The 23,571-nt window shown below is 65.7% G+C and carries 21 protein-coding genes and 1 tRNA gene; 10 read left to right on the forward strand and 12 right to left on the reverse strand.

Annotated elements, in window-relative coordinates; genetic code table 11:
- Positions 1 to 12 precede the first annotated feature (12 nt).
- The 3 genes from OU426_RS00665 to OU426_RS00675 all read right to left on the reverse strand — a co-directional run bounded on the left by OU426_RS00665 (position 13) and on the right by OU426_RS00675 (position 835).
- The gene (locus tag OU426_RS00665; protein ID WP_267631906.1) at positions 13 to 363 is read right to left on the reverse strand and encodes a RidA family protein; all 351 of its coding nucleotides are present in this window, start codon (positions 361 to 363) and stop codon (positions 13 to 15) included.
- 92 nt (positions 364 to 455) lie between these two features.
- Positions 456 to 695, reverse strand: coding sequence for a PA2433 domain-containing protein (locus tag OU426_RS00670; protein ID WP_267631907.1), 240 nt, complete (start codon positions 693 to 695; stop codon positions 456 to 458).
- 66 nt (positions 696 to 761) lie between these two features.
- Positions 762 to 835: transfer RNA gene (locus OU426_RS00675), tRNA-Gly, on the reverse strand.
- Between the two features lie 130 nt (positions 836 to 965).
- On the opposite strand from OU426_RS00675, the gene OU426_RS00680 reads away from it, so the two are divergent.
- The 6 genes from OU426_RS00680 (at position 966) to cheB (ending at position 10,330) form a co-directional block, all read left to right on the forward strand.
- Positions 966 to 2,072, forward strand: a complete 1,107-nt coding sequence (locus tag OU426_RS00680; RefSeq protein ID WP_267631908.1) for a mandelate racemase/muconate lactonizing enzyme family protein — start codon at positions 966 to 968, stop codon at positions 2,070 to 2,072.
- Between the two features lie 219 nt (positions 2,073 to 2,291).
- Positions 2,292 to 3,746, forward strand: a complete 1,455-nt coding sequence (zwf, locus tag OU426_RS00685; RefSeq protein ID WP_267631909.1) for a glucose-6-phosphate dehydrogenase — start codon at positions 2,292 to 2,294, stop codon at positions 3,744 to 3,746.
- Complete coding sequence (gene pgl, locus OU426_RS00690; protein WP_267631910.1) at positions 3,743 to 4,414, forward strand: 6-phosphogluconolactonase; 672 nt, start codon at positions 3,743 to 3,745, stop codon at positions 4,412 to 4,414. Before zwf ends, pgl begins: the two co-directional genes overlap by 4 nt.
- 7 nt (positions 4,415 to 4,421) lie before the next feature.
- Positions 4,422 to 6,023 (forward strand): glucose-6-phosphate isomerase, encoded by a 1,602-nt coding sequence (pgi, locus tag OU426_RS00695; RefSeq protein ID WP_267631911.1) that lies wholly within the window; start codon positions 4,422 to 4,424, stop codon positions 6,021 to 6,023.
- An 85-nt stretch (positions 6,024 to 6,108) separates the two neighbouring features.
- The gene (locus OU426_RS00700) at positions 6,109 to 9,216 is read left to right on the forward strand and encodes a methyl-accepting chemotaxis protein (RefSeq protein ID WP_267631912.1); all 3,108 of its coding nucleotides are present in this window, start codon (positions 6,109 to 6,111) and stop codon (positions 9,214 to 9,216) included.
- Positions 9,197 to 10,330, forward strand: a complete 1,134-nt coding sequence (gene cheB / locus OU426_RS00705) for a chemotaxis-specific protein-glutamate methyltransferase CheB (protein ID WP_267631913.1) — start codon at positions 9,197 to 9,199, stop codon at positions 10,328 to 10,330. The genes OU426_RS00700 and cheB overlap by 20 nt, the downstream gene beginning before the upstream one ends.
- On the opposite strand, the gene OU426_RS00710 is transcribed toward cheB, so the two are convergent.
- The 9 genes from OU426_RS00710 to OU426_RS00750 all read right to left on the reverse strand — a co-directional run bounded on the left by OU426_RS00710 (position 10,327) and on the right by OU426_RS00750 (position 18,163).
- Positions 10,327 to 10,701 carry a DUF8776 family protein gene (locus tag OU426_RS00710; RefSeq protein ID WP_267631914.1) on the reverse strand — a complete coding sequence of 125 codons (375 nt, stop codon included), beginning with the start codon at positions 10,699 to 10,701 and terminating at the stop codon, positions 10,327 to 10,329. The genes cheB and OU426_RS00710 overlap by 4 nt on opposite strands.
- Positions 10,702 to 10,781: 80 nt before the next feature.
- On the reverse strand, positions 10,782 to 11,636 hold the full coding sequence (locus OU426_RS00715; protein ID WP_267631915.1) for a CheR family methyltransferase: 855 nt from the start codon (positions 11,634 to 11,636) through the stop codon (positions 10,782 to 10,784).
- A complete protein-coding gene (locus OU426_RS00720; RefSeq protein WP_267631916.1) occupies positions 11,633 to 12,127 on the reverse strand; it encodes a chemotaxis protein CheW in 495 nt (164 codons plus the stop codon). The genes OU426_RS00715 and OU426_RS00720 overlap by 4 nt, the downstream gene beginning before the upstream one ends.
- Positions 12,124 to 14,067, reverse strand: coding sequence for a chemotaxis protein CheA (locus tag OU426_RS00725; RefSeq protein ID WP_267631917.1), 1,944 nt, complete (start codon positions 14,065 to 14,067; stop codon positions 12,124 to 12,126). The genes OU426_RS00720 and OU426_RS00725 overlap by 4 nt, the downstream gene beginning before the upstream one ends.
- A gap of 10 nt (positions 14,068 to 14,077) precedes the next feature.
- Positions 14,078 to 14,443, reverse strand: coding sequence for a response regulator (locus tag OU426_RS00730; RefSeq protein WP_267631918.1), 366 nt, complete (start codon positions 14,441 to 14,443; stop codon positions 14,078 to 14,080).
- Positions 14,443 to 14,751, reverse strand: a complete 309-nt coding sequence (locus tag OU426_RS00735; protein WP_267631919.1) for an STAS domain-containing protein — start codon at positions 14,749 to 14,751, stop codon at positions 14,443 to 14,445. The genes OU426_RS00730 and OU426_RS00735 overlap by 1 nt, the downstream gene beginning before the upstream one ends.
- 72 nt (positions 14,752 to 14,823) lie before the next feature.
- Positions 14,824 to 15,795 (reverse strand): glucokinase, encoded by a 972-nt coding sequence (locus OU426_RS00740; protein ID WP_267631921.1) that lies wholly within the window; start codon positions 15,793 to 15,795, stop codon positions 14,824 to 14,826.
- The gene (locus OU426_RS00745; RefSeq protein ID WP_267631923.1) at positions 15,792 to 17,138 is read right to left on the reverse strand and encodes a GH1 family beta-glucosidase; all 1,347 of its coding nucleotides are present in this window, start codon (positions 17,136 to 17,138) and stop codon (positions 15,792 to 15,794) included. Before OU426_RS00745 ends, OU426_RS00740 begins: the two co-directional genes overlap by 4 nt.
- Positions 17,135 to 18,163 carry a LacI family DNA-binding transcriptional regulator gene (locus OU426_RS00750; RefSeq protein ID WP_267631925.1) on the reverse strand — a complete coding sequence of 343 codons (1,029 nt, stop codon included), beginning with the start codon at positions 18,161 to 18,163 and terminating at the stop codon, positions 17,135 to 17,137. Before OU426_RS00750 ends, OU426_RS00745 begins: the two co-directional genes overlap by 4 nt.
- Before the next feature lie 204 nt (positions 18,164 to 18,367).
- Between OU426_RS00750 and OU426_RS00755 the strand changes: the two genes are divergently transcribed.
- The 4 genes from OU426_RS00755 to OU426_RS00770 all read left to right on the forward strand — a co-directional run bounded on the left by OU426_RS00755 (position 18,368) and on the right by OU426_RS00770 (position 23,570).
- Positions 18,368 to 19,723, forward strand: a complete 1,356-nt coding sequence (locus OU426_RS00755; protein ID WP_420712569.1) for an ABC transporter substrate-binding protein — start codon at positions 18,368 to 18,370, stop codon at positions 19,721 to 19,723.
- Positions 19,724 to 19,806: 83 nt separating this feature from the next.
- On the forward strand, positions 19,807 to 20,817 hold the full coding sequence (locus OU426_RS00760; RefSeq protein ID WP_267631927.1) for a carbohydrate ABC transporter permease: 1,011 nt from the start codon (positions 19,807 to 19,809) through the stop codon (positions 20,815 to 20,817).
- A 1-nt stretch (position 20,818) separates the two neighbouring features.
- On the forward strand, positions 20,819 to 21,949 hold the full coding sequence (locus OU426_RS00765) for a carbohydrate ABC transporter permease (protein WP_267631928.1): 1,131 nt from the start codon (positions 20,819 to 20,821) through the stop codon (positions 21,947 to 21,949).
- A 7-nt stretch (positions 21,950 to 21,956) separates the two neighbouring features.
- Complete coding sequence (locus OU426_RS00770; protein ID WP_267631929.1) at positions 21,957 to 23,570, forward strand: alpha-glucosidase; 1,614 nt, start codon at positions 21,957 to 21,959, stop codon at positions 23,568 to 23,570.
- Position 23,571 lies beyond the last annotated feature (1 nt).

The following is a 23,571-nucleotide window of genomic DNA, read 5'->3' on the forward strand; positions in this document are numbered from 1 at the left end:
GGGCGCAGACGGTCACTTCTGAACGGCGGTGACGATGATCTCGACCAGATAGTCGGGAGTCGCGAGCTTCGCCTCGCCCGTCGCGCGCGCCGGCGCATTCCCTGGTGCCACCCATGCATCCCAGACCGCGTTCATCTCGGCAAAACCGTTCATGTCGGCCAGCCAGATCTGGGCGCGCAGGATGCGGGTCTTGTCGGACCCGGCCAGCGCCAGCAGCCGGTCGATCTCGGCCAGAATCTCGGTCGTCTGGCTGGTGACGCTGCCGCCGGGTTCGCCCACGACGCCCGCCAGATAGACGACGCCATTGTGGATGACGGCCTGCGACATGCGCTTGCCGGGTTCAAGACGTGTAATTTCGCCCATTTTTTCCTCCTTTGGTCCGCGCCGGGATATAGTGCGCGGCGACCAAAGGAAAGGGCGGCCGGAGCCGCCCGAACCGGAGATTTATGCGCGGATCATAGCCCGAGCAGTTTCAGCGCTTCGCCAAGATCAGCCTCGGATTTGGCGTGATCGCCGGCCTCGTGCGCCGCCTTGCCGCTTTCATAAAGCGCCATCACCTTGTCTTTGGTCGCGTCATCGACCGTCGCCGCCGCCATCGCCGCGTCGATCTGAGCCATCAGCGCCGGGCACTGGCTCGCGGATGCGGGCGCAGAGAGGGCCGCGACGGCGGCCAGAACCAGGACAAACCATTTCATCGAACGTCCCCCTTGAACTAGCGCCGCAGGAACGCGCGGCGCAGGCGGGAGCTTAGCATGGATGGCTGGAGCGGGTGAAGGGAATCGAACCCTCGTATTCAGCTTGGGAAGCTGCTGCTCTACCATTGAGCTACACCCGCATGCGGGCAGAGAGGTATGTCAGTCGCGGCGCGGCGTCAAGACGGCTAAGCCTGGCACCCCGCGTCGCTTTCGGGCGCGAAGCGGCGGGCGGGGTGGCGATAGGTTGCGAGAAAGCCGGGGGAGGTGCAGGTGCCGAAGATCGTCAGACTGGAAAGTTTCGCCGACGAATTCGTCTGTTTCGTGAAGGCGACCGCCGAGGATGGCGCCATCGGTTGGGGCCAGACCTCCACCTACAATGCCGATATCACCCAGCAGGTCTTTCACCGTCAGGTGGCGCCCCATGCGCTTGGGGCCGGATGTGAGGACATCCTCGGGTTGGTGCAGCGGATCGAGGAGAAGGAGCATAAATATCCCGGCTCCTACCGCTGCCGGGCGCTCGCCGGGCTCGATACTGCGCTCTGGGACATGCGGGGCCGGCGCGAGGGCAGGCCGGTCGTCGAGCTTCTGGGCGGCAAGGCCCGGCCGATCCGCGCCTATGCCTCCTCGATGAAGCGCGACATCACACCTGAGGACGAGGCGGCGCGATTCGTCAGACTGCGCGACGAGCAGGGATTCGACGCGTTCAAATGGCGGGTGGCGGCGGAATGCGGCCGCGACGTGGACGAATGGCCGGGCCGGACCGAGGCGGTGATCCCGACCGTCGCCCGCGCGCTTGGCGACGGGGTCGCGAAGCTTGTGGATGCCAATTCAGGTTTCTCGGTCAAACGTGCCATCGACGTGGGCAAACGCCTGCAGGACAACGGAATTTCTCACTTCGAGGAGCCGGTGCCCTACTGGGATCTTGAGGCGACGCGGGCGGTGACCGAGGCGCTCTACCTCGACGTGACCGGGGGCGAGCAGGACTGGGACCTCGCCACCTGGGCACGGATGATGGCGATGGGGGCGGTGAATGTCGTCCAGCCCGACGTGATGTATATGGGTGGTCTCTCGCGCACGCTTCTCGTCTGCGAAATGGCCGCGCGCCACGGCCTGCCGGTCACGCCGCATTCCGCCAATCTCTCGCTGGTGACGATCTGCACGATGCACCTGCTGGGGGCGATTCCGAATGCCGGGAAATATCTCGAATTCTCGATCGAGGGGCCGGATTATTACCCCTGGCAGCAGGACCTGTTCCTCGGCACGCCTTTCGCCGTCGAGGCCGGGCGGCTGCGGATTCCGGACGGCCCTGGCTGGGGGGTGGAGATCAACCCGGACTGGCTTGATCGGGCCATCTATCGGGAGAGCCTCCTCGGCTAGAGTCACCCAAGTATCAGGCGCTTTGGCGCGGCGCGTGAGTAGAATGGCGTGCTGCGCCCGAGGGTGCGATGCTGCCGGACCCTGGCTCGCTGCGGCGATGCACCGCCTTCGGATGAGCGGCAGAGTTGGAAGCCCCGGCAAGCGATGCTAGACTTGCGGGAAGGAAGGCGCTAAAGAGCCTGCCGTTAGCGCTAACAGCGCCCGGAGCCCGGAGGGAACATGGTCTCGCGCGTCATTCCAGTGGAATCCTTTGACCTCGTGATCTTCGGTGGCACCGGCGATCTTGCGAAGCGCAAGATCATCCCCGGGCTCTTCCGCCGTTATGTCGCGGGCCAGATCCCGGAAGAGGCGCGGATCGTCGGTGCGGCGCGGGGCGAGCTGGACGATCAGGGGTTTCGTGCGCTCGCGGCCGAGGCCATCGGCGAATTCGTCGATCCGGCCAAGCGTGAGGGCGATGCGGTCGAACGGTTCCTTGCGCATCTTTCCTATGTCGCGGTCGACGCGAAGGGCGAGGCGGGCTGGGCCGCGCTCAAGGCCAAGATGCGGCCGGGCGTGACGCAGGCCTTCTATTTCTCGGTGGCGCCCGCACTTTTTGGCGATCTGGCCGAACGTTTGCACCTGCATGGGATCGCCACGCCTGAGGCGCGGATCGTCGTGGAAAAACCCTTCGGCCGCGATCTTGCCTCGGCCCGGGCACTGAACGCCACGCTCGCCGCCCATTTCACCGAACATCAGATCTACCGGATCGACCATTATCTGGGCAAGGAAACCGTCCAGAACCTGATGGCAGTCCGCTTCGCCAATATCCTCTTCGAGCCCCTGTGGAATGCCCGCCATGTCGATCATGTGCAGATCACGGTGGCGGAAACCGTGGGTGTGGGCGGGCGCGGCGCCTATTACGACAAGTCGGGCGCCATGCGGGACATGGTGCAGAACCATATGATGCAGCTTCTCTGCCTGATCGCGATGGAGGCGCCCTACCGGTTCGACCCCGATGCGGTCAGGGACGAGAAGCTGAAGGTCATCCATGCGCTGGAGCCGGTCCGGCCCGAGGATATCGTGCGCGGCCAGTATCGCGGCACGAAGGAGGCGCCCTCTTACGTTCAGGATGCCGAGAATGCGGCTTCGGGAACCGAAAGCTATGTTGCGCTGAAGGTCAATGTCGCCAACTGGCGCTGGAAGGGCACGCCCTTCTATCTGCGCACCGGCAAGAAGCTGCGCGCGCGGGCTTCGGAAATCGCGGTCGTCTTCAAGGAAGTGCCGCATTCGATCTTCGGCGAGGAGGAGGGCTGGCGCGAGAATGTGCTGTCGATCCGGCTGCAGCCGAACGAGGGGATGACCTTGTCGGTGATGATCAAGGAACCGGGGCCGGGCGGGATGCGCCTGACCGAAGTGCCGCTCGACATGTCATTTGCCGAGGCGCTTGGCGAGGAAGGGGCCGATATTCCCGACGCCTATGAGCGGCTGATCATGGATGTGATCCGCGGCAACCAGACGCTCTTCATGCGCGGCGATGAGGTCGAGGCGGCCTGGGCCTGGACCGATCCGATCATCGCCGGATGGGAAGGCAGGGGCGAGAAGCCGAAGTCCTATGATGCCGGATCTTCTGGGCCGGAGGATGCGTTGATGCTTCTGCACCGCGACGGCCGGCGCTGGCGGGAAATCCGCGAATGAGGTTCGTCCCCTATCCCGACCGCGATCTGATGATGTTTGCGGTTGCCGACGCGGTGGCAAGCGATCTGCGCCTGGCCCTGGCCAGCAATGAGCGGGCAAGCCTGACCGTTCCGGGCGGGACCACGCCGGGGCCGGTCTTCGACCTTCTGGCCGGGCTCGACCTTGGCTGGGACCGGGTGACGGTGATGCCGAATGACGAGCGCTGGGTGGATGAGGATCACGACCGCTCGAACGCGCGGCTGATCCGCAAGCGGCTGATCCGGGGGCATGCGGCGCAGGCGCGGTTTGTGTCGCTTTACGCCGACGCTCCGGAGCCGGAACTGGCGATGGAGCGGGTGGCGGCGGCGGTGTCGCCGCATCTGCCGCTGTCGGTGGCACTGCTCGGCATGGGCGCGGACCTGCACACCGCCTCGCTCTTTCCCGATGCCGACCGGCTGGCCGAGGCGCTCGCGCCCGACGCGCCCGTGGCTTTGCCGATCAGGGCTGAAGCGGCGGGTGAGCCGCGCGTTACGCTGACCGCCCGCGTTCTGGCCGACGCGATGGCAATCCATGTGCTGATCACCGGCGCGGACAAGCGCCGGGTCTTGGAAGAATCCGAAGGACTGCCGCCTGAGCGCGCACCGATCCGCGCGCTTCTGGCAAATGCGACGGTCCATTGGGCGGAATGAGGGTAAGATGAGTCTCTGGGACGATCTGAGGAATTATGAACGGGACAGGGGCGAAGTGACGATCCTGTCACTCTTTGACCGGCCGGGCCGGGCGGAGGCTTTTTCCGCCGTGGCTGACGGGATGCTCTTCGATTATTCGAAGACCGGGATCGACGCCCGTGCCCGCGACCTGCTGATCCGGCTGGCAGAGGCTTCGCATGTCGCCTCGAAGCGCGAGGCGATGTTCCGGGGCGAGAAGATCAATGAAACCGAAGGCAGGGCGGTCCTGCATACCGCGCTGCGCTCTCTCGATGCCGCCGTCATCGTCGATGGCAAGGATGTGATGCCAGAGGTGCGCGCCACCCATTCGCGGATGCGGGCCTTTGCCGATGACGTGCGGGCGGGGCGGTTCGCAGGGCAGGGCGGGCGGATCACGGATATTGTCAATATCGGCATCGGCGGATCGGATCTTGGCCCTGCTATGGCCTGCCTCGCTCTCGCGCCTTACGCCGACGGGCCGCGTGCTCATTTCGTCTCGAACGTCGACGGCGCGCATGTGCATGATGTGCTGAAGGGGCTCGATCCGGCAACGACGCTGGTGATCGTCGCCTCGAAGACCTTCACCACCATCGAGACCATGACCAACGCGCAGACCGCGCGGGACTGGATGGCGACCAAAGTCGCGGACCCCGGCGCGCAATTCGCTGCCGTCTCGACCGCCGCCGACAGGACTGCCGCCTTCGGCATAGCGCCCGACCGCGTCTTCGGCTTCGAGGACTGGGTCGGCGGGCGCTATTCGATGTGGGGGCCGATCGGCCTGTCGCTGATGCTCGCCATCGGGCCCGACCGGTTCGACGACTTCCTAAAGGGCGGCGCGGCGATGGACGTGCATTTCCGCGAGGCGCCGTTCGGGGAAAACCTGCCGGTCCTTCTGGCGTTGGTCGGCATCTGGCACAACCAGATCTGCGGCCATGCGACCCGTGCCGTCCTGCCCTATGATCAGCGTCTGTCGCGCCTGCCTGCCTATCTTCAGCAGCTGGAGATGGAGAGCAACGGCAAGCGCGTGGCGATGGACGGGTCGGACCTTCCCTATCACTCCGGCCCCGTGGTCTGGGGCGAGCCGGGGACGAACGGCCAGCATGCCTTCTATCAGTTGATCCATCAGGGCACGCGCGTCATTCCGTGCGAATTCCTGCTGGCCCGAGAGGGGCATGAGCCCGATCTTGCCCATCAGCACCTGCTTCTGATGGCCAATTGCCTTGCGCAGTCCGAAGCCCTGATGAAGGGCCGATCGCTCGACGAGGCGCGGGCGATCATGGCGAAGAAGGGCCTGACCGGAGCCGAGCTGGAACGCCAGGCCCGTCACCGGGTCTTCCCCGGCAACCGGCCCTCGACGACACTGCTTTACCCGCAGCTGACGCCCTTCACGCTCGGCCAGATCATCGCGCTTTACGAACATCGCGTGTTCGTCGAAGGCGTGATCCTCGGCATCAATTCCTATGACCAGTGGGGGGTGGAACTGGGCAAGGAACTGGCGTTGGCGCTGCAGCCGGTGCTGGAAGGGCGCGAAGGCGACGAGGCCAAGGACGGCTCGACCCGCCAACTGGTGCGCTATCTGCGGGGCGCCTGAGGTGGCGCCCGTTCTTCCTTAATCGAATCTTCAGGCCGCGCGCCGAAAGTCCCAGGCGAACCCTGCCGCTTGGGACGAGACTTGAATGCGCGCGCTCGACGATCTGAAGCTTGCGGTGAAGCTGCCGCTGATCCTAGGGACGATGGTCGCCGTGGCGATGCTCGCCATGGGCTACACCGGATATCATGCGGCGCGGCAGGCGCTGATGGAGGCGGGCGTGGCACGGATCAACACGGCGCTCGATTCCAAGCTTCTGGAGTTCGAGGCCTGGTTCGAAGGCGCCTCATCCGACCTCAAGGCTGCGGCGGCTAGCCCGCTCACGCTCCGCGCGCTGCGGGACTTCACCTCAGCCTGGGAAAAGCTCGGCGATGAGGCAAAATCCTATATTCATGCCCAGTATGTCGAGGGCAACCCCAACCCCGCAGGCGAACGATACAAGCTCGACCGCGTCACCAATGTTTCGGACTATTCCGTCGCACATGCCCGATACCACCCGGGCTTCGTGTCGATCTTCAGCGAGAAGAACTATCACGACGTGATGCTGGTCGCGGTGGACGGGACGATCCTCTATACTGTCGCGAAGGAGGGGGATATCGGCGAGAACCTCCTCACCGGGTCGCTGCGCGTGACAAGTCTCGCGCGCACGGTGCGGCGGGTCCTGCAGGCGGCGGATACGCCGATCCTGTTTTCCGATTTCGCGCCCTATAAGGCATCGGATGGCAAGCCCACAAGTTTCGCGGCGGCGCCGATCACCTCGGTGGACGGCCGTGTTCTCGGGGCGCTCGTCTTTCAGATATCGACCTTGCAGATGAACGCCATCCTGGAGCGGCGACATGGCGACGGCATCGCCCTGACCTCCTATCTGCTTGGTACAGATCGGCGGCTGCGCTCCGATCTCGGGGCCGCGCCGGAAATGCAGGCCTATACGGGGAAGCGTACACCGGAGGCGATGAAGACCGCCTTCGACCTAGAGCATGTCGTCTCGCAGGAAGCGGGCATCGATGGCCGTCCCGCCCTTCTGATGACTGGCCGGATCGAGGTGCCGGGGTTCAAGATGGCACTGGTTCTGGAACAGCCCGAAGAGGAGCTCGTGAGCCCGGTCTTGCAGATGGTACGGTCGATGCTTTTCGGTGCCACGATCTCGACGCTCGCGATGGGGTTGGTTGTTTTCCTTGTGGCGCGGAGCCTGTCGCGACCCCTCGTGGGGGCCGCGGAGGCGATGGAACAGATCGCTTCGGGCAATTACGACTGCCCGGTCAGCGGGACGGCGCGCGGCGACGAGATCGGCGCTATCGCCCGCACGCTCGAGACCTTCCGCAATGCCCTGGGTCTCGCCGCGGTCACGGCGCGTGAGAATGCGGTGAACAGCGCGGCCCTTGCGGGCTCCTCCGCCGCGCTGATGGTTCTCGACGAGCGCGGCCGGATAACCTACGCGAACGGTGCCTTGTCGGCGCTGTTTCGCACGCATGCGGAGGAGATCGGCTGCCGTCTTGCAGATTTTGATCCCGATAGCCTGGTCGGCGGGGGTGTCGGTGCGCTTCTTGAGGATGCGGGCGGTTTTGCGAACCTGTTCCAGGCAGCGGACGTCTGGCCCGTCGTCGCCGAATTGCGCTTTGGACAGGCGCGTTTCCGGCTGGAAGCGAACGAGGTGCTGGCCGCCAACGGCGAACGTATCGGTTTCGTCGCGGAATGGCGCGAGGTTACCGAGGAGCGGATGAACCGCGCGCTTCTTGGCGCCATCGACCGCGATCTCGTGACGCTTGAATGCGGGGCGGACGGATTGGTTCTTGCGCTGAATAGCCGGTTTTCCGCAATGGCCGGGCGCGCGGCGGAGGACTGCGCCGGCGAGCCGCTGGGCGAGGTCCTATCCGATGAGACGGGCGTATCCCTGGAATTCGGGCGCATGGTGGAACAGTTGGTCCAGGGGCAGGCGGTCTATGGGCGGTTCTTTGCTGGACATGGCGAGGGAAGGGAGGGCGTGGTCGAAGGTGGCTTCGCCCCGGTACGCGATAGTGCCGGTGCTCTCATCAAAGTGGTCTTCATTGGCTCCGACGTAAGTGCCGCAGAGGCCGCGCGCCGCGCCGCCGAGGCCCAGCGGCGCGCCCTGCAGGAGGCACAGGCCGCGGTGGTTGAAGCCTTGCGTGTGGGCCTTCGGCGCCTTTCAGAGGGCGATCTGACGGCGCGGCTGACCGATACGTTCGCCGAGGACTACCGGACCTTGCGCGAGGATTTCAACAGGACGCTCGACCGGCTCGAGGAACTCGTGCGGACGGTTGTATCGAACGCCACGGCGATCGAGGCGGAGGTGCATGAGATTGCCGCCGCGGCCGATGATCTGTCGGAGCGGACCGAGCGACAGGCCGCGACGCTTGAACAGACAGCGGTCGCGCTGGACGAGTTGACTGTTTCGGTCCAATCGGCGGCCGAGGGCGCGGGCGAGGCCAACGCTGTCGCGACCGCCGCCCGCGCCTCGGCCGCTGCATCGGCGCCGGTGGTGCAGCAGGCGGTCGAGGCAATGGGTGCGATCGAACGATCATCGGAGAAGATTGCCAAGATTGCGTCCGTGATCGACGATATCGCCTTCCAGACCAATCTTCTGGCGCTGAACGCGGGCGTCGAGGCGGCGCGCGCGGGCGAGGCGGGCCGGGGCTTTGCCGTGGTGGCGAACGAGGTGCGGGCACTCGCGCAGCGTTGCTCGGAGGCCGCGCGAGAGATCGACGCACTTCTCAGCGAGGCGGCGCAGGAGGTCAAGCGCGGGGTCGGCCATGTCAATCAGACCGGCGTCGCGATCGAGGCGATCGTCGGCTCGGTCGGCCAGATATCCCTGCGTATGGCCGATATCGCGGCCTCGGCACGGGAACAATCGGCAGGCCTTGCCGAGATCAATCAGGCGGTGAACCAGATTGATCATGCGACGCAGGAAAATACGGCGCTGTTCGCCGACACGGCCCTTGCCAGCCAGCGCCTGACAGAAAGCGCCAAGGCGCTCAGCGCAACGGTCGAGCGGTTCAGCGTGCGCAGCCTGCCGACCGGCGGCGAGACGGTCGCGGATGGCGGCGGCTGGTCGGTGGTCCGTATGCCGCACGCGGCGCAGCCACCGAGCGGCGCCGCGCGTCTTGCTGTTGGCTCCGTCGCCCTCGCGTCGACCGACAGTGCAGCGAAGGGGCTCGCCGATGGCTGGGAGGAGTTCTGAACCGGCGCCGAACGCGCCGCCTGCCGTGCCGCTGCGCGTGATGGTGGTCGACGATTCGCCGACGCAGCGCCGACTGCTGGCGCACCACCTCTCGGGCGACGGGCGGATCGAGCTTGTGGCGAGTGCCGCCGATTGCGCGGAGGCCGCAGAGCTTCTGCCTAAGGCGCGCGCTGATGTCCTCCTCCTTGATATCGAAATGCCGGGCTGCGATGGGCTAACCTTTCTGCGGCACCTCATGGGCGAGCGGCCGATGCCGGTGGTGATCCTGTCATCGCTCGCGGCTGCGGGCAGCGCAGCGGCGCTGGAGGCGCTGGCACTTGGCGCCGTCGATTGCCTGGAAAAGGCGGCGGGGAGTTACGCGCGCGGGCCTGGGGGTCTCGTGCAGCGCCTTGTCTCGGCGGCCGCGGCGACACCGGCGCTAGCGACCCGGCGCCTGAAGCTTGCGCGTGCCGCCCGGGCGGCGGCGCGCAAGGTGTCCGCCGTCGCGTCGTCAAGTGGGCACTGGGAGCGGATCAGCCTTGTCGGCGCCTCGACAGGCGGCGTCGCGGCGCTGGAGGAGATGCTCGCCGTCTTTCCCGCTGACGGCCCGGCTGTCGTCGTCGCGCAGCACATGCCGCCCGTCTATGTCGAGCGGATCGCCGAGCGGTTCGAACGATCCTTCCTGCCGCGGGTCAGGATCGCCCGGCACGGCGAGCGGATCGTGCCCGGCCATGTCTATCTCGCGCCGGGCAAGGGATCACATGTCGTACTGCAGCCCCTGCTGCCGCTGACACTTGGCGTGGCGCCGGTTCAGGGGCCGCGTGGCCACAGCCCCTCTGTCGACCGGCTGTTTGCCTCGGCCCTGCCGCATGCCGCCGCGATCACGGCGGTGGTTCTGAGCGGCATGGGCCGGGACGGCGCCACGGGGATGCTGGACCTGCGCGCCCTCGGCGCGCGCACGTTGGCGCAGGACGCGCGGACAAGCCTGATCTATGGAATGCCTGGCGCCGCCGCCGCGCTGGGTGCGGCGGAGGAACTGCTACCGCCGGGACAGATCGGTGAGCGCCTGCTATCACTCTGCGCGCCGGGTGCACGCCCGGTGGTCGTGCGCCGCCGCACCCTCGGCTCAGGCTAGAACCAGGAGATCTCGCCACTCCGCGCCGGTTCTCCGACCAGTGACGCCCCGGTCTCGCTGGTTTCCCGCGGCTCTGCTACGATGCCCTCAGTTCCGAAAAGCCGATGTGCCAGATCGCGCAAGATCAGCCCGTCTGCGAGCGGGGGCGTCGCGATTGTGGTGGACGGGGTCAGTTGCCCGCCGAGTGCCGTGAGTAGGCGGGAGAGATCGCCGAGATTCTGGGTGATCCGGTCGATGGCCTGCAGACCTGCCATCGCTTCCCCCAGCGCCTTCTGCGCGACGCCTGCAGCCGACAGCGCATCTTGCAGGTCAAGCGCGAGTCCGGCCAACTGGTGAAGCTCGCTCGCGACCCGCGAAGCAAGGGCTGCCACCGCTATTTCCGCAACGCTCGCTCCCGCGTCAGGCGTTGCGTCGCGTGGCTGCGCGGCGTGAAGAGCTTGTCCTGTCCCGGTCATCCTGGCCCTCCGTCGCCTTTGCAATAGACGGTCTGGCCAAGCGCATTCAGGTGCGCGGCGGCGGGGCCGGTCATCCGGTCGGCATGTCCGAGGAGCAGCCAGCCGCCGTTGGTCAGGGCGCCTGCAAACCGCGAGATCAGCCGCTCGCGCGCCTTCGGTTCGAAATAGATCAGCACATTGCGGCAGAGGATGGCGTGGAAAGGCGGCTCTGCCTGCCAGTCGGCATGAAGGTTCTGCGTCCGGCAACGGACGAGCCCGCGCACCGAATCCGAAAGCGTGAACCCGCCGGACGAGGGCAGACAATGTTGCCGGAAGGGGGGCGGGATCTCGGCCAGCGCGGCGGTCGGATAGTGCGCGCGGGCTGCGCGGGCGGTCTGGGCGGCATCGAGATCGGTTGCGAGAATCTCGATGTTCAGCAGCGCCGCGTTAGGCACGAGGTCAAGGAGCGTGAGCGCCAGAGAATAGGCTTCCTGCCCGGCCGCGCCTCCGGCCGACCAAAAGCGGAGCTTTCTCCCAGCCTGCGCCTCGGCGATCAAGGGTGGCAGCAGACGGTCGCGCATCATCTGGAAATGATGCGGCTCGCGGAAGAAATGCGAGACATGCGTGGTCAGAAGGCCGAGGAGGGTCGCGCGCTCGGTCGCGCCGTCCGGCCCGTCGATGAGACGCAGATAGTCGCGATAGGAGCCAAGATCGAGCCGCGCGAGCCGCCGCTTCAGGCGCGCCTCGATCATCGGGTAGCGCGACGGCGGCAGAAGCAGCCCCGCCTCCTCCTCGACCCGGCGAGAGATGGCCGCGATATAGAACGGCGTCCGGTCGACCGGCATGCCGCTGATGTCGGCACGGAGTGTCATGCAGCGCTTCCCTCTGGCCCGGGGGCAAGGCGGGCGGGATCGAGCACCCTGAGGACGGTGTCCGCCTCGACCGCAAGCGCCCTCAGAAAGCTGCCGCCGGGCCCGGTGGCGCAGGCAGGCGGCGGTTCAAGCGCCCGGTCGGCGATCCGCGTGATATCGCGCACGCGTTCGACCGCGACGCCAAGCAGGCGGCCGGCACTTTCGACCACCACGATCACCGGGCGCGCACCGAGCGTCCCCGCACCTTTGTCGGTAGAGGCAAGCCCCAGGCGGCGGCCGAGGTCGATCACGGGCAGGATCGTGCCGCGCAGGTTGACGACGCCCATGACCCAGCCGGGCCGGTGCGGCAGCGGTGTGGCGTGGCTGAAGCTGCGAATCTCGCGGATCGCGCTCAGCGGCAGGATAAATTCCTCGCCGCCCGCCGACAGGCCGAGATAATCGCTGCTGCTCTCGGCCGGCGAGCCGGTTTGAATCGGCAGAGCTTCGGTCATGAGGCCAGCCTTTCGGGCGGCGGCGCCGACCAATCGGTGGCGGCGGCGAGATCGATGAGCTCGCCGGGGTCGAGGATCAGGGCGACGGTTCCGTCGCCGAGGATCGTTGCCGCCGCCGCGCCGGGGACCCGGCCGAGGCCGGCGCCAAACGGTTTGACGACGATCTGGCTCTGGCCGAGCAGCTCGTCGACGATGAGGGCGAGGCGCCGGTCCGCCTCGTCGGCGAGGATCACGGCGAGTGCGGCACTCGGGCGGGCGCGGCCGAGGCCGAGAAGCCCGGCCGCATCGAAGAGCGGGGTCTGACGCTGGCGCAGGCGGACAAGCCGCTCGCCCCGGGCGAACTGGTCGAGGTCCGGTGTGCCGAGCCGGGTGGCCTCGAGCGTCGCGGCGAGCGGTAGGGCGAAGACATGGCCGCCCGCGCGAACCAGCATCGCTTCCATCACCGCGAGCGTGAGCGGCAGCGATAGGGACAAGCGAGTGCCCCGACCCGGTTCGGACCAGAGCGAGAGGCGGCCGCCAAGTGCCGCGACCGCCGTTTGCACCGCATCCATGCCGACGCCGCGGCCGGAGAGGGCGCCGACCGTCTGCGCGGTGGAAAAGCCCGGGCGAAAGAGGAGCGCGTCGGTTTCGGCCTCGGTCAGTGCCGCATCGGGCGCGATCAGCCCCTTGGCGAGTGCCGTGGCGCGGACCCGCGCGCGGTCGATCCCGCCACCGTCATCGGCAAGTTCGACGATCACGCGGCCGGAGCGGTGGGCGGCGGAAAGGGTGATCTGCCCTTCGGCGGGCTTTCCTGAAGCGGCTCGGCGTGCGCTGTCTTCCAGCCCGTGATCGACGGCATTACGGATCATGTGAGTAAGGGGTTCGACCAGCCGTTCGGCGATCGACCGATCGATCTCGGTCGTCTCGCCCACGAGATGAAGCCGGGCGGGCTTGCCCGCCCGCGCCGCCGCTTCGCGCAGGATACGCGCCATGCGCTGGAAGAGCGGCTTGACCGGTTGGGTGCGGAGCGCGAGGACAGAGTCCTGCAGATCGCGGCCGAGGGTCTGCACCTCTTTCAGTGCCGCCGCTGCCGCCGAGCGCCGGTCAAGGCCGGCATCCCGGAGCCGCCTTGCAAGGATTGCCTCGGCGATCGCAAGTTCGCCTACAAGGTTCATCAGACGGTCGAACCGGTCGAGATCGACGCGGACCGTGGGCCGCTCTGGCGCCGCTCCGCGCGTCACGAACTCCGGGTTCTGCGGCTTGCCGTCGTCTGGCCTATTGGCTGCCGTTTCTGTCGGGGGTGGCGACGCCTCGGTCAGGCGTTCGATCCGCAGGTCGCAGATGTCCTCGACGAATTCGAAGGTCTCGCGGATCGCACGTTCATCGACCGAGCCGGCAAGGTCGATGGTCCAGGAGAGGTAGCCTTGCTGCGGGTCGAGTGTGTCGAGGGATGGCAGCGCGCCCGCGTCGCAGGAGACCGACGCCTCGCCGAGATCGGTGAGGGCGTTGATCAGGTGAAGGGCCTCGTTGCCGGACTGATAGAGTGCGGCGGCTGGCCGGAAGACGATGCGCCAGTTGCCAAGCGCCGCTGGATCGGGTTCGCAGCCCGCCGCATCCCCGGTCGGTCCGGCGGTTCGCGCACGCTCGACGGCCTGCGCGAGATCGTCGGCAAGGGCCTGCATCGCGGCCATGACGCCCGCATCCGGACCGTGATCGGCACTGCGCAGGCGGTCGAGCCTGCTTTCGAAAATATGCGCCGTTTCGGCGAGCGCCTGATAGGACAGCGAGGCAGCACCGCCCTTGATCGTATGGACGGCACGGAAGGCGGCATGGATCGGCTCCGACCCCGGCAGGGCGATGGACGGATCGGCGAGCGCATCGTCAAGCCGCCCGAGCAGGTCTTCGCATTCGGCGAAGAAACCGGCCCTGATTTCGGCAAGCGGATCGACAGATGCGGCCATCCGTGTGCCCTCAACCCGCGATCATCTGGAGCGCGCGCACGAGCTTGTCGGCCTCGAACGGTTTGACGATCCAGCCCGTCGCGCCTGCGGCACGGGCACGGGCCTTCAGCTCCGGCGCGCTTTCGGTCGTAAGCACGAGGATCGGCGTGGCACGATGGCGATCCTGACGCCTGACCGCCTCGATCAGGCCGAAGCCGTCGAGGCGCGGCATGTTGATGTCAGAGATGATCGCGTCAGGTACGGCCTCTGCCAGCCGGTCGAGCGCTTGCTGCCCGTCCTCCGCCAGTGTGACCTTATATCCCGCGCCGGTCAGCGCATGTTCGAGAAGGTCGCGGATCGTGCGGCTGTCGTCGACGGCAAGTACCCGTATGGCCATCAGTGATCCCCCTCGAGCGCGGAAAGCGGAAAGGCGAAGCTGGAAAGTGCCGCGTCAAAGGCGGCCGAGCGCGGCGCGATGCGGAAGGCGCGGCCATCGCTTCGCCAGGTTGCCGCCGCTGCGAGGAGAACCTGCAGGCAGAGGCCGCCAAGGAGGGCAACTTCGCTTGCGTCGACCTGCACCGGCCTGCCGCGCAGCGCGAGGAAGCGCGTGCGGAGCCGCCCCGCAACCGTCAGATCGAGCCTGCGGTCGAGCGTGACTGGCGCAGCCCCGTCAGCTTCCCTGTCAGCTTGCTTGTCCTTGCCCATCGCGCGTTCGTCCTTTGCCCCGGGGCTCAGGACTAAGGCCGCGCGGTTAAGATTGGCTTGACGCGGGTAGGGTCAGGCGGCGATCCGGCGGCCGATGTGATCGGCGCAGCCTTCGAGTGCGGCATAATCATCCTCGACCACATGGACGGCGAACTCGCCCATGAAGTCGGAAAAGCGCCCCTTGTCGCGGAAGGCTTCGGCAAAGCCCTGGTCCACGAGATAGGGCGCGAAGGCGCGCGCTACGCCGCCTACAAGATAGATGCCGCCGAAGGGAAGGTGGTCGAGTGCCAGATCGCTGGCCACCCGGCCCAGAAGCGTGACGAAATGCCGGCAGGTCACGCTGGCCGCCGGGTCGTTCCGCTTGCCGATCCGGTCCATGATCTCGGCAGCTGCTAGGTCGGTGCCCGCAGCGTGGAAACTGTAAAGCCGTTCGAGCCCCCGGCCCGACAGTACGTCCTCGACGCCCGCGAACCCGTGCGCCTTCTCGACATGCCGGGCGAGGCGCAGGTCTTCTTCGGTGCGAAGCGGCAGGGTGGCATGGCCGCTTTCGGCGGCGGCAACGAAAAGGCCGCCCTCGGTCCGGTGGACGGGGGCGGCGTTGAAGCCGGTGCCGACGCCGATCACCAGCCGCGCGCCGTCGCGGGGTGTGGGCGGCGGGGCGATGATGGTACGGAGGCTCTCGCCCGAGAGCCGGTCGAGCGCATGGCCCTGGGCCTGCAGGTCGTTGAGGATCGCCACGGTGTGCGCCCCGGTGGCCTCGGCCACGTCGGCGCGGGTGATCCGCCAGGAGAGGTTGGTCATCTCTGCCACGCCGTTCTGAACCGGACCGGCAACGGCGATGCAGGCACCCGCGCAGGAAGGCGCGCCGAGCGCGCCCAGATAGTCAATGAGGATCGCGGGCAGACCGGCGCTGGACGCATTGGCGTAACGGCGGATGGTGTCGTGTGCCACCCGGCCGCCATGGGCAAGCGCCACACGGGTATTGGTGCCGCCGATGTCGGCGAGAACGAGCGTGGCATCTGAGGGCAGGGCGGCTGAGGTCATCGCGAAGGGAGGGTCCGGGGGAGAAGCATGTGCTGGAAGGCCTGATAGGACCATTTCGGGGTCCGCTTCAAGCTTTCAGAATCGACATGGATCAGGCCGAAGCGCTTGTCATAGCCAAGCGCCCATTCGTAATTGTCCATGAGCGACCAGTAGAAATAGCCCTTGAGGGGCACGCCCGCCGCGATGGCTGCCCGGCAGGCGGCCAGATGGGCGTCGACATAGGCGATGCGCTCGGGGTCTGCGACGGCGCCATCGTGGATATGGTCGTTGGCGCTCATGCCGTTTTCGGTGACATAGAGGGGCAGGCCGGGAAAGAGCTGCGCGAGTTTTGTCAGTCGGTCGGCCAGGCCGTCGGGGAGGATTTCCCAGCCCATCGTGGTTTTCGGCAAGGGGCCTTCGACTTCGCGCGATGCGGGCCACGGGCTGCCGGGAGCCGTGGCCTTGAGCGCGCGGCGATAGTAGTTCACGCCAAGCCAGTCGAGCGGCGCCCTGATCGTGTCGAGATCGGCCTGCCAGCGGGCGGGCAGCCAGCGTTCGAGACCTTCAAGCGCCTCTGCCGGATAGCGGCCGAGCGCCAGCGCCTCGGCAAACCAGCGGTTGAAGAGCGCCTCTTCGGTCGCGGCTGCGCCCTCATCGCCGGGGGAGGCCGGTTCGATATGCTCGAAATTGAGCACGATGCCGAGGCTTTTCGCGCCTTCGGCGCGCAGCGCCGCGAGCGCTTCGGCATGCGCGGTCAGCGTGAAGTGCATGGCGCGCGCTGCGGCGGATATGTCGCGCAGGCCCGGCGCATGAAGACCGAGGAAGTGCGACAGCCATGCCACGCACCAGGGCTCGTTCAGGGTCGCGGTGCTGGCCAGACGGTCGCCGAACCTTCGCTGCACGGTCAGCGCGTAGTCGGTGAACCAGCCAGTGATGTCGCGGTTCGCCCAGCCGCCGCGATGGGCGAGGGTGGAGGGCAGGTCCCAGTGATAGAGGGTGATGAAGGGCTGCATGCCGCGTTCGAGCATGCCGTCGATCAGCCGGTCGTAGAAGCTGATCGCGGCAGGGTTGGGCGCGCCCATGCCCTCGGGCAGGAGCCGCGCCCAGTTGATCGAGAAGCGGTAGGCATCGAAACCCGCAGCCGCAACCAGATCAAGGTCTTCAGCCCAACGGTGGTAATGGTCGCAGGCCCGCGCCGCCGTTTCAGCCCGCACGACATTGCCGGGCGTCAGCGCGAACGTATCCCAGTGCGAGGCCCCGGCGCCGCCGAAGGCCGTGCCCTCGATCTGCGTGGCCGAGGTCGCGGCTCCGAAAAGGAAACCGTCCGGGAAATCGGTGCGCTTGTGGGAAAAGGTGGCGGTCATGGTCGGGGCGCCGGACCGGTCGAGGCGCCGACGATCAGCGCCGCCTCCAGAAGCCTCGTCTGCGGTGTCTGGTCAGGGTCGGCGATCAGGTCGAGAAGCATCGCCGCCGCCTGTCGCCCCGCCTCGCGCACCGACGACCGGGTGGCTGTAAAGATCGGCACATCCTCTCCATTTCGGAAATAGCTGAGCTCGTCGTCGTGGGTGACGATCGAGATGTCGCGGCCAAGCTTCAGGCCGCGTTCCTCGACGGCGCGGCGGGCCCCGATGGCGGAGATGTAGGAGGAGGTCAGAAGCGCGGTCGGCGGCGCGGCAAGTTCGAGCAGGCGGTGGGTCGCCCGATAGCCGTTGGCCTCGGTCATTTCGTCTGACAGAATCAGCGCCGGATCGGGCGCAAGCCCGCGCGCCGCAAGCGCAGCCTCGTAGCCCCTCCGGCGGCGGAAGGCGAAATCCATCGTCTCCAGACCATTGACCAGCGCTATCCGGCGATGACCGAGATCGAGGAGGAACGATGTGGCGCGCTCGAAGGCGCGGCGGTTGTTCACGTCGAGCCAGGAATAGGACAGTGCCGCCTCAGACGAGCGCCCATGAACGACGAAGGGCAGGCCGATCTCGTGCAGAAGCGCGATCCGGCTGTCGTCGACCTTGGGGCCATGGACAATGATCCCGTCAACCGTGCCCTTGGCGCGGAGCTTGCGGTAGGCGTCTGCCTCGTCAGCATCTGAGACGACAGTCAGCACCATGTCGTAATCGGCGCCGGAATAGGTCTCGCCTGCGCCCGCAATGAAATCGGCGAAGACCGGGTTGACGATTTCGTGCTTCGAGGAGACCGGAATGACATGACCGATGGCCATCGCCCGGCCGGTCGCCAGCCCACGCGCGCGCATGTTCGGCCGGTAGTTGTAGCGCCGCGCAGCGGCCTGAACCTTGGTGCGCGTCGCCTCGCTTACCTCGGGAAATCCGTTCAGGGCGCGGCTGACCGTCGTCTGCGACAACCCGAGCCTTTCCGAGAGTTCCTTCAGGTTCATGGGATTTCCAAAGCGCTTTAGTTGCCAATGACTGAACCACGGCTGCGGTTTGGCGTCAATCTCTTCTTGCCTGGAAGCATTCTGTGCTTCCGGCGCATCTTTATTGACTCGCAGGCCGGACAGGCGCATGGTTCACTCGTCAAAGCGCTTTGGATTAGTGATTCCAGCGCCAGATGGCTCGGGCGATAGCCCATTCGGGAGGAGATCATGAGAAAATTGTTGGCCGGAACGGCCTTTTTCGCACTTCTGGCGGGCGGCGCGCTTGCTCAGGATCTGAAATTCGCACCGGGCGAGGATGCGCGGTTCAACTGGCAAAGCTTCACCGATTTTTCGGAGAAATACAACCTTGACGGGCAGACCCTGACCATCTTCGGCCCCTGGCGCGGTGAGGATCAGGTGCTGGTCGAAAGCATGCTGGCCTATTTCACTGCTGCGACCGGCGTGAAGGTCAGCTACTCCTCGTCTGAGAATTACGAACAGCAGATCGTCATCGACACGCAGGCGGGCTCGCCCCCGGACATCGCGGTGCTGCCGCAGCCCGGCCTTATTGCCGATCTTGCCTCGAAAGGCCTGCTTGCACCCTTGGGTGACGAGACCACCCAATGGCTGAAGGACAGTTACGCGGCGGGCGACAGCTGGGTCGGCCTTGGCAGCTACAAGGGCAAGGATGGCGCGTCAGCGCTTTACGCCTTCCCCTACAAGATCGATGTGAAATCGCTCGTCTGGTATGTGCCGGAGAATTTCGAGGATGCGGGCTATGAAGTTCCCCAGACGATGGAGGAGCTGAAGGCCCTGACCGAACAGATCGTGGCCGATGGCGGCACGCCCTGGTGCATCGGGCTCGGGTCCGGCGGTGCGACGGGCTGGCCCGCGACCGACTGGGTCGAGGATATGATGCTGCGCACGCAGGCGCCGGATGTCTATGACAGGTGGGTCACGAACGAGTTGCCGTTCAACGATCCGGCGGTCGTCGGCGCGATTGACGAGTTCGGCTGGTTCGCCCGCAATGACGCATTTGTCGATGGCGGTGCAGCAGCGGTGGCCACTACCGACTTCCGAGACAGCCCCAAGGGCCTCTTCGCTTCGCCGCCCAAGTGCTACATGCACCATCAGGCGTCCTTCATCCCATCCTTCTTCCCTGAAGGCACGAAGCTCGGCCAGGATGCGGACTTCTTCTACATGCCGGCCTATGCCGGCAAGGACCTTGGAAAACCTGTCCTTGGTGCGGGCACGCTGGCCATGATCACCAAGGACAGCGAGGCGTCGCGCGCCTTCATCGAATGGCTGAAGACGCCGATCGCGCATGAGGTCTGGATGGCGCAGTCCGGGTTCCTCACGCCCTTGAAGTCGGTCAATGTCGAGGCTTACGGCAATGACGCGCTGAAGAAGCAGGGCGAGATCCTTCTGAACGCCACCACCTTCCGCTTCGACGGGTCCGACCTGATGCCCGGCAAGATCGGCGCGGGTGCCTTCTGGACCGGCATGGTCGATTATGCGGGCGGCAAGGCCGCTGCCGATGTCGCGGCACAGGTTCAGGCCGAATGGGACGCGATCAAGTAGGTCACTTGTCCTTCATCTGAGAATTCGTCCGGGAGCTCCTGCGGCCCCCGGACCAACAGACGGCCGACCGGGGAGGGGCGGAGATGGAACAGGTCTGGACAGCGCTTTTCACCATCGTCCTTGGCATCTTCGCGGCTGTCAGCTGGTTCTGGGGCGCAAACTTCTGCCTCGACCGGCTTCTGCCCGCTCGGACCGGCGACCCCGTTCAGAATGCGCGCAACATCCACCGTGCGAGCCTGATCCGGCCCTGGCTGTTCCTTGGCCCCGCGATCCTCGCGCTTGGGCTTTATCTGGTCTATCCGGTCTGGGAATCGCTTTTCCTGTCCTTCCATGGGAAGTCCGGGCAGGACTTTGTCGGTACCGCGAACTATCGCTGGCTGTTCGCTGACCCGGGGTTCCGCGAGTCGATCTTCAACAATTTCCTCTGGCTTCTGGTGGTGCCCGCTGCCTCGACCTTCCTGGGGCTTCTGGCGGCGGCGCTGACCGACCGGATTGCCTGGGGAAATCTGGCGAAATCTCTGATCTTCTTGCCGATGGCGATTTCCTTCGTGGGCGCCGCGGTGATCTGGAAATTCGTCTATGACTATCGGTCGGGCGATGATGCGCAGATCGGCATCCTGAACGCGCTTGTTACGTGGGCGGGCGGCGATCCGCAGGCCTGGATCGCGCTGCCGTTCTGGAACAACTTCTTCCTGATGGCGATCCTCGTCTGGATCCAGACCGGTTTTGCGATGGTGATCCTGTCAGCCGCGCTGCGCGGTATCCCCGAAGAAACCATCGAGGCGGCGGTGCTTGACGGCGCGAACGGCATCCAGATCTTCTTCAAGATCATGGTGCCGCAAATCTGGGGCACGATCGCCGTCGTCTGGACCACGATCACCATCACGGTCCTGAAGGTCTTCGACATCGTTCTGGCGATGACCAACGGTCAATGGAAGTCGAACGTTCTGGCGAACCTGATGTTTGACTGGATGTTCCGGGGCGGCGGCGATTTCGGCCGGGGGGCGGCGATTGCCATGGTGATCATGGCCCTCGTGGCGCCGATCATGATCTGGAACATCCGCAATGCCCGCAAAGAGATGGAGGGCCGCTGAGATGGCCAACAATCCCTATCGCTGGGCCGTTCATCTGTCTGTCGTGCTCTTCGTCCTTTTGTGGACGCTGCCGACCTTCGGGCTGTTCGTCACCTCTTTCCGCGACAAGGACCAGATTGCCGTGTCCGGCTGGTGGACGGCGCTCGGCTCGGCCACCCGCAACGACATGTTCCGCGCGCCGGAAGGCGAGGGCGAGGTCGAGGAAGCGGGGCGCTTCACCCTCACCGGATCGGTCTTCGCCGGGGCGAGTGGGCATGTGAAAGCGTTCGGCATCTCCTCCAAGGCGCCCGATGCGTTCGCGGCAGGCGAGGTCGCCGACCTCGGCGATGGCGAGAGCCTGAGTGTGGCGGAGGATGGAAGTTTCACCCTCTCCGGCCCCGAAAGTTTCAAGGACAAGCGCGGGCAGCGCATCTTTTTCACTGCGACCACGCCGCCCAGCTTCACGCTCGACAATTACCGCGCGGTCCTCTTCGCCGAAGGGCTCGGCCGGTCGTTCCTGAATTCGGCTACCGTCGCCATCCCCTCGACGGTAATCCCGATCCTGATCGCCGCCTTCGCTGCCTATGCGCTGAGCTGGATGCAGTTTCCCGGCCGTGCGCTTCTGATCGCGGCCATCGTCGGGCTTCTGGTCGTGCCCCTGCAGATGTCGCTGATCCCTTTGTTGCGCATCTATAATGCGGCGGGGCAGGCGCTGGGATTCGATCCCAAAAGCTATATCGGCATCTGGCTTGCGCACACCGGATTCGGCCTGCCTTTGGCGATCTATCTTCTGCGCAACTACATGGTCGGCCTGCCGAAAGAGATCATGGAAAGCGCCCGCGTCGATGGCGCAACCGACTTCCAGATCTTCACCCGGATCGTGCTGCCCTTGTCCTTCCCGGCGCTTGCCAGTTTCGCGATCTTCCAGTTCCTCTGGACATGGAACGACCTGCTGGTGGCGCTTGTCTTCCTCGGGCCACAGGACGACAAGCTGGTGCTCACAGGCCGTCTGGTGAACCTTCTGGGCTCGCGCGGCGGCGATTGGGAAATCCTTGCGGCTTCCGCCTTCGTCTCGATTGCCGTCCCGATCCTCGTCTTTTTCGCCCTTCAGAAATATCTCGTGCGCGGCCTTCTGGCCGGCTCGGTCAAGTGAGGCCAGAATGAACATGATGACCAAGACAGTGAACCGACAACTCCCTGGCGATGCGGACTGGTGGCGCGGCGCGGTGATCTATCAGATCTATCCGCGCAGCTTTCAGGATACGAACGGCGACGGGATCGGCGATCTGGCGGGGATCACCCGGCGCCTCGATTATGTGGCAGGTCTAGGCGTCGATGCTATCTGGATATCGCCCTTCTTTACCTCGCCGATGAAGGATTTCGGCTATGATGTGTCGGACTACCGCGACGTCGATCCGATGTTTGGCACCCTGGCCGATTTCGATGAATTGATGGCGCGGGCGCATGAGTTGGGCCTAAGGGTGATGATCGATCTGGTGCTTTCGCATACGGCCGACGTTCATCCCTGGTTCAAGGAAAGCCGGTCCAGCCGAACCAATCCGAAAGCCGACTGGTACGTCTGGGCCGACCCGAAGCCCGACGGAACTGTGCCCAACAATTGGCCTTCGGTATTTGGCGGACCGGCATGGCAGTGGGACGGCAAGCGGATGCAGTACTATCTGCACAACTTCCTTGCCTCTCAGCCCGACCTGAACTTTCACAATCCCGACGTGCAGGAGGCGCTGCTGGACGTGGCGAGATTCTGGCTGGAACGCGGGGTGGACGGATTCCGGCTGGACACGATCAATTTTTATTTCCACGACAAGGAATTGCGGGACAATCCCCCGCTGCCTGCGGACGACCGCAACGATAGTATCGCGCCCAAGGTCAATCCCTATAACTGGCAGGAACATATCTACTCAAAGAATCGGCCGGAGAACCTTGAATTCCTGAGAAAACTCAGGGCTTTGATGAACCGCTACAACGCCGCTGCCGTGGGCGAGGTGGGTGATGCCCAGCGCGGGCTGGAGATCATGGGCCAATATACGTCCGGCGATGATCTGATGCAGATGTGCTATTCCTTCGACTTTCTTGCCGGTAGTCGCCTGACGGCTGCCGATATCGCCGCGATCTTCGCGCGGCTGGAGGCGAAGGCGCCGGATGCCTGGCCCTGTTGGGCCTATTCCAATCATGACATGCCGCGGCATATCTCGCGCTGGAACTTGTCTGACGCGGCAGCGAAGGCCTATCTCACGTTACTGATGTGCCTGCGTGGGTCGGCCTGTATCTATCAGGGCGAGGAGTTGGGTCTTCCGGAAGCAGATGTCGCCTTCGAAGACCTGCAGGACCCTTACGGAATAGAATTCTGGCCAGAGTTCAAGGGGCGCGACGGTTGCCGTACGCCGATGGTCTGGCAACGCAACAACGGGACCGGTGGGTTCACCAGCAGCAAGCCGTGGCTGCCGGTTCCGTCCGAGCATCTCGCACGCGCGGTTGACGTGGCGGAGGCCGACACGGATGGGCTTTTGCAGCATTACCGCAAGATGCTTGCTTTCCGTCACCGTCACCCGGTTCTGGCAAAGGGCGACCAATTCAGGATGCGCGCAAATGGAGATGTGCTGTGCTTCGAGCGGACCCATGAGGGACAGCGGGTCTTCGTGGCCGTCAATCTCGGCAATGGCGAAGCGACTGTAGACGCGCCCGACTTCGGCAACGCCACGCGCGGGCCGATCGAACTTGGCCCTTGGGATGCGTCCATACTGGTGGGGGAATAGC

This window comes from Frigidibacter sp. RF13, assembly GCF_026626305.1.
GTDB lineage: Bacteria > Pseudomonadota > Alphaproteobacteria > Rhodobacterales > Rhodobacteraceae > TMP-24.

What these genes read in the sequence shown, in the direction of transcription:
- OU426_RS00665 (WP_267631906.1), bottom strand. Translation starts at nt 363, where the DNA reads ATGGGCGAAATTACACGTCTTGAACCCGGCAAGCGCATGTCGCAGGCC.
- OU426_RS00670 (WP_267631907.1), bottom strand. Translation starts at nt 695, where the DNA reads ATGAAATGGTTTGTCCTGGTTCTGGCCGCCGTCGCGGCCCTCTCTGCG.
- zwf (WP_267631909.1), top strand. Translation starts at nt 2,292, where the DNA reads ATGGTCTCGCGCGTCATTCCAGTGGAATCCTTTGACCTCGTGATCTTC.
- pgl (WP_267631910.1), top strand. Translation starts at nt 3,743, where the DNA reads ATGAGGTTCGTCCCCTATCCCGACCGCGATCTGATGATGTTTGCGGTT.
- pgi (WP_267631911.1), top strand. Translation starts at nt 4,422, where the DNA reads ATGAGTCTCTGGGACGATCTGAGGAATTATGAACGGGACAGGGGCGAA.
- OU426_RS00700 (WP_267631912.1), top strand. Translation starts at nt 6,109, where the DNA reads ATGCGCGCGCTCGACGATCTGAAGCTTGCGGTGAAGCTGCCGCTGATC.
- cheB (WP_267631913.1), top strand. Translation starts at nt 9,197, where the DNA reads ATGGCTGGGAGGAGTTCTGAACCGGCGCCGAACGCGCCGCCTGCCGTG.
- OU426_RS00715 (WP_267631915.1), bottom strand. Translation starts at nt 11,636, where the DNA reads ATGACACTCCGTGCCGACATCAGCGGCATGCCGGTCGACCGGACGCCG.
- OU426_RS00720 (WP_267631916.1), bottom strand. Translation starts at nt 12,127, where the DNA reads ATGACCGAAGCTCTGCCGATTCAAACCGGCTCGCCGGCCGAGAGCAGC.
- OU426_RS00725 (WP_267631917.1), bottom strand. Translation starts at nt 14,067, where the DNA reads ATGGCCGCATCTGTCGATCCGCTTGCCGAAATCAGGGCCGGTTTCTTC.
- OU426_RS00730 (WP_267631918.1), bottom strand. Translation starts at nt 14,443, where the DNA reads ATGGCCATACGGGTACTTGCCGTCGACGACAGCCGCACGATCCGCGAC.
- OU426_RS00735 (WP_267631919.1), bottom strand. Translation starts at nt 14,751, where the DNA reads ATGGGCAAGGACAAGCAAGCTGACAGGGAAGCTGACGGGGCTGCGCCA.
- OU426_RS00740 (WP_267631921.1), bottom strand. Translation starts at nt 15,795, where the DNA reads ATGACCTCAGCCGCCCTGCCCTCAGATGCCACGCTCGTTCTCGCCGAC.
- OU426_RS00745 (WP_267631923.1), bottom strand. Translation starts at nt 17,138, where the DNA reads ATGACCGCCACCTTTTCCCACAAGCGCACCGATTTCCCGGACGGTTTC.
- OU426_RS00750 (WP_267631925.1), bottom strand. Translation starts at nt 18,163, where the DNA reads ATGAACCTGAAGGAACTCTCGGAAAGGCTCGGGTTGTCGCAGACGACG.
- OU426_RS00760 (WP_267631927.1), top strand. Translation starts at nt 19,807, where the DNA reads ATGGAACAGGTCTGGACAGCGCTTTTCACCATCGTCCTTGGCATCTTC.
- OU426_RS00765 (WP_267631928.1), top strand. Translation starts at nt 20,819, where the DNA reads ATGGCCAACAATCCCTATCGCTGGGCCGTTCATCTGTCTGTCGTGCTC.
- OU426_RS00770 (WP_267631929.1), top strand. Translation starts at nt 21,957, where the DNA reads ATGAACATGATGACCAAGACAGTGAACCGACAACTCCCTGGCGATGCG.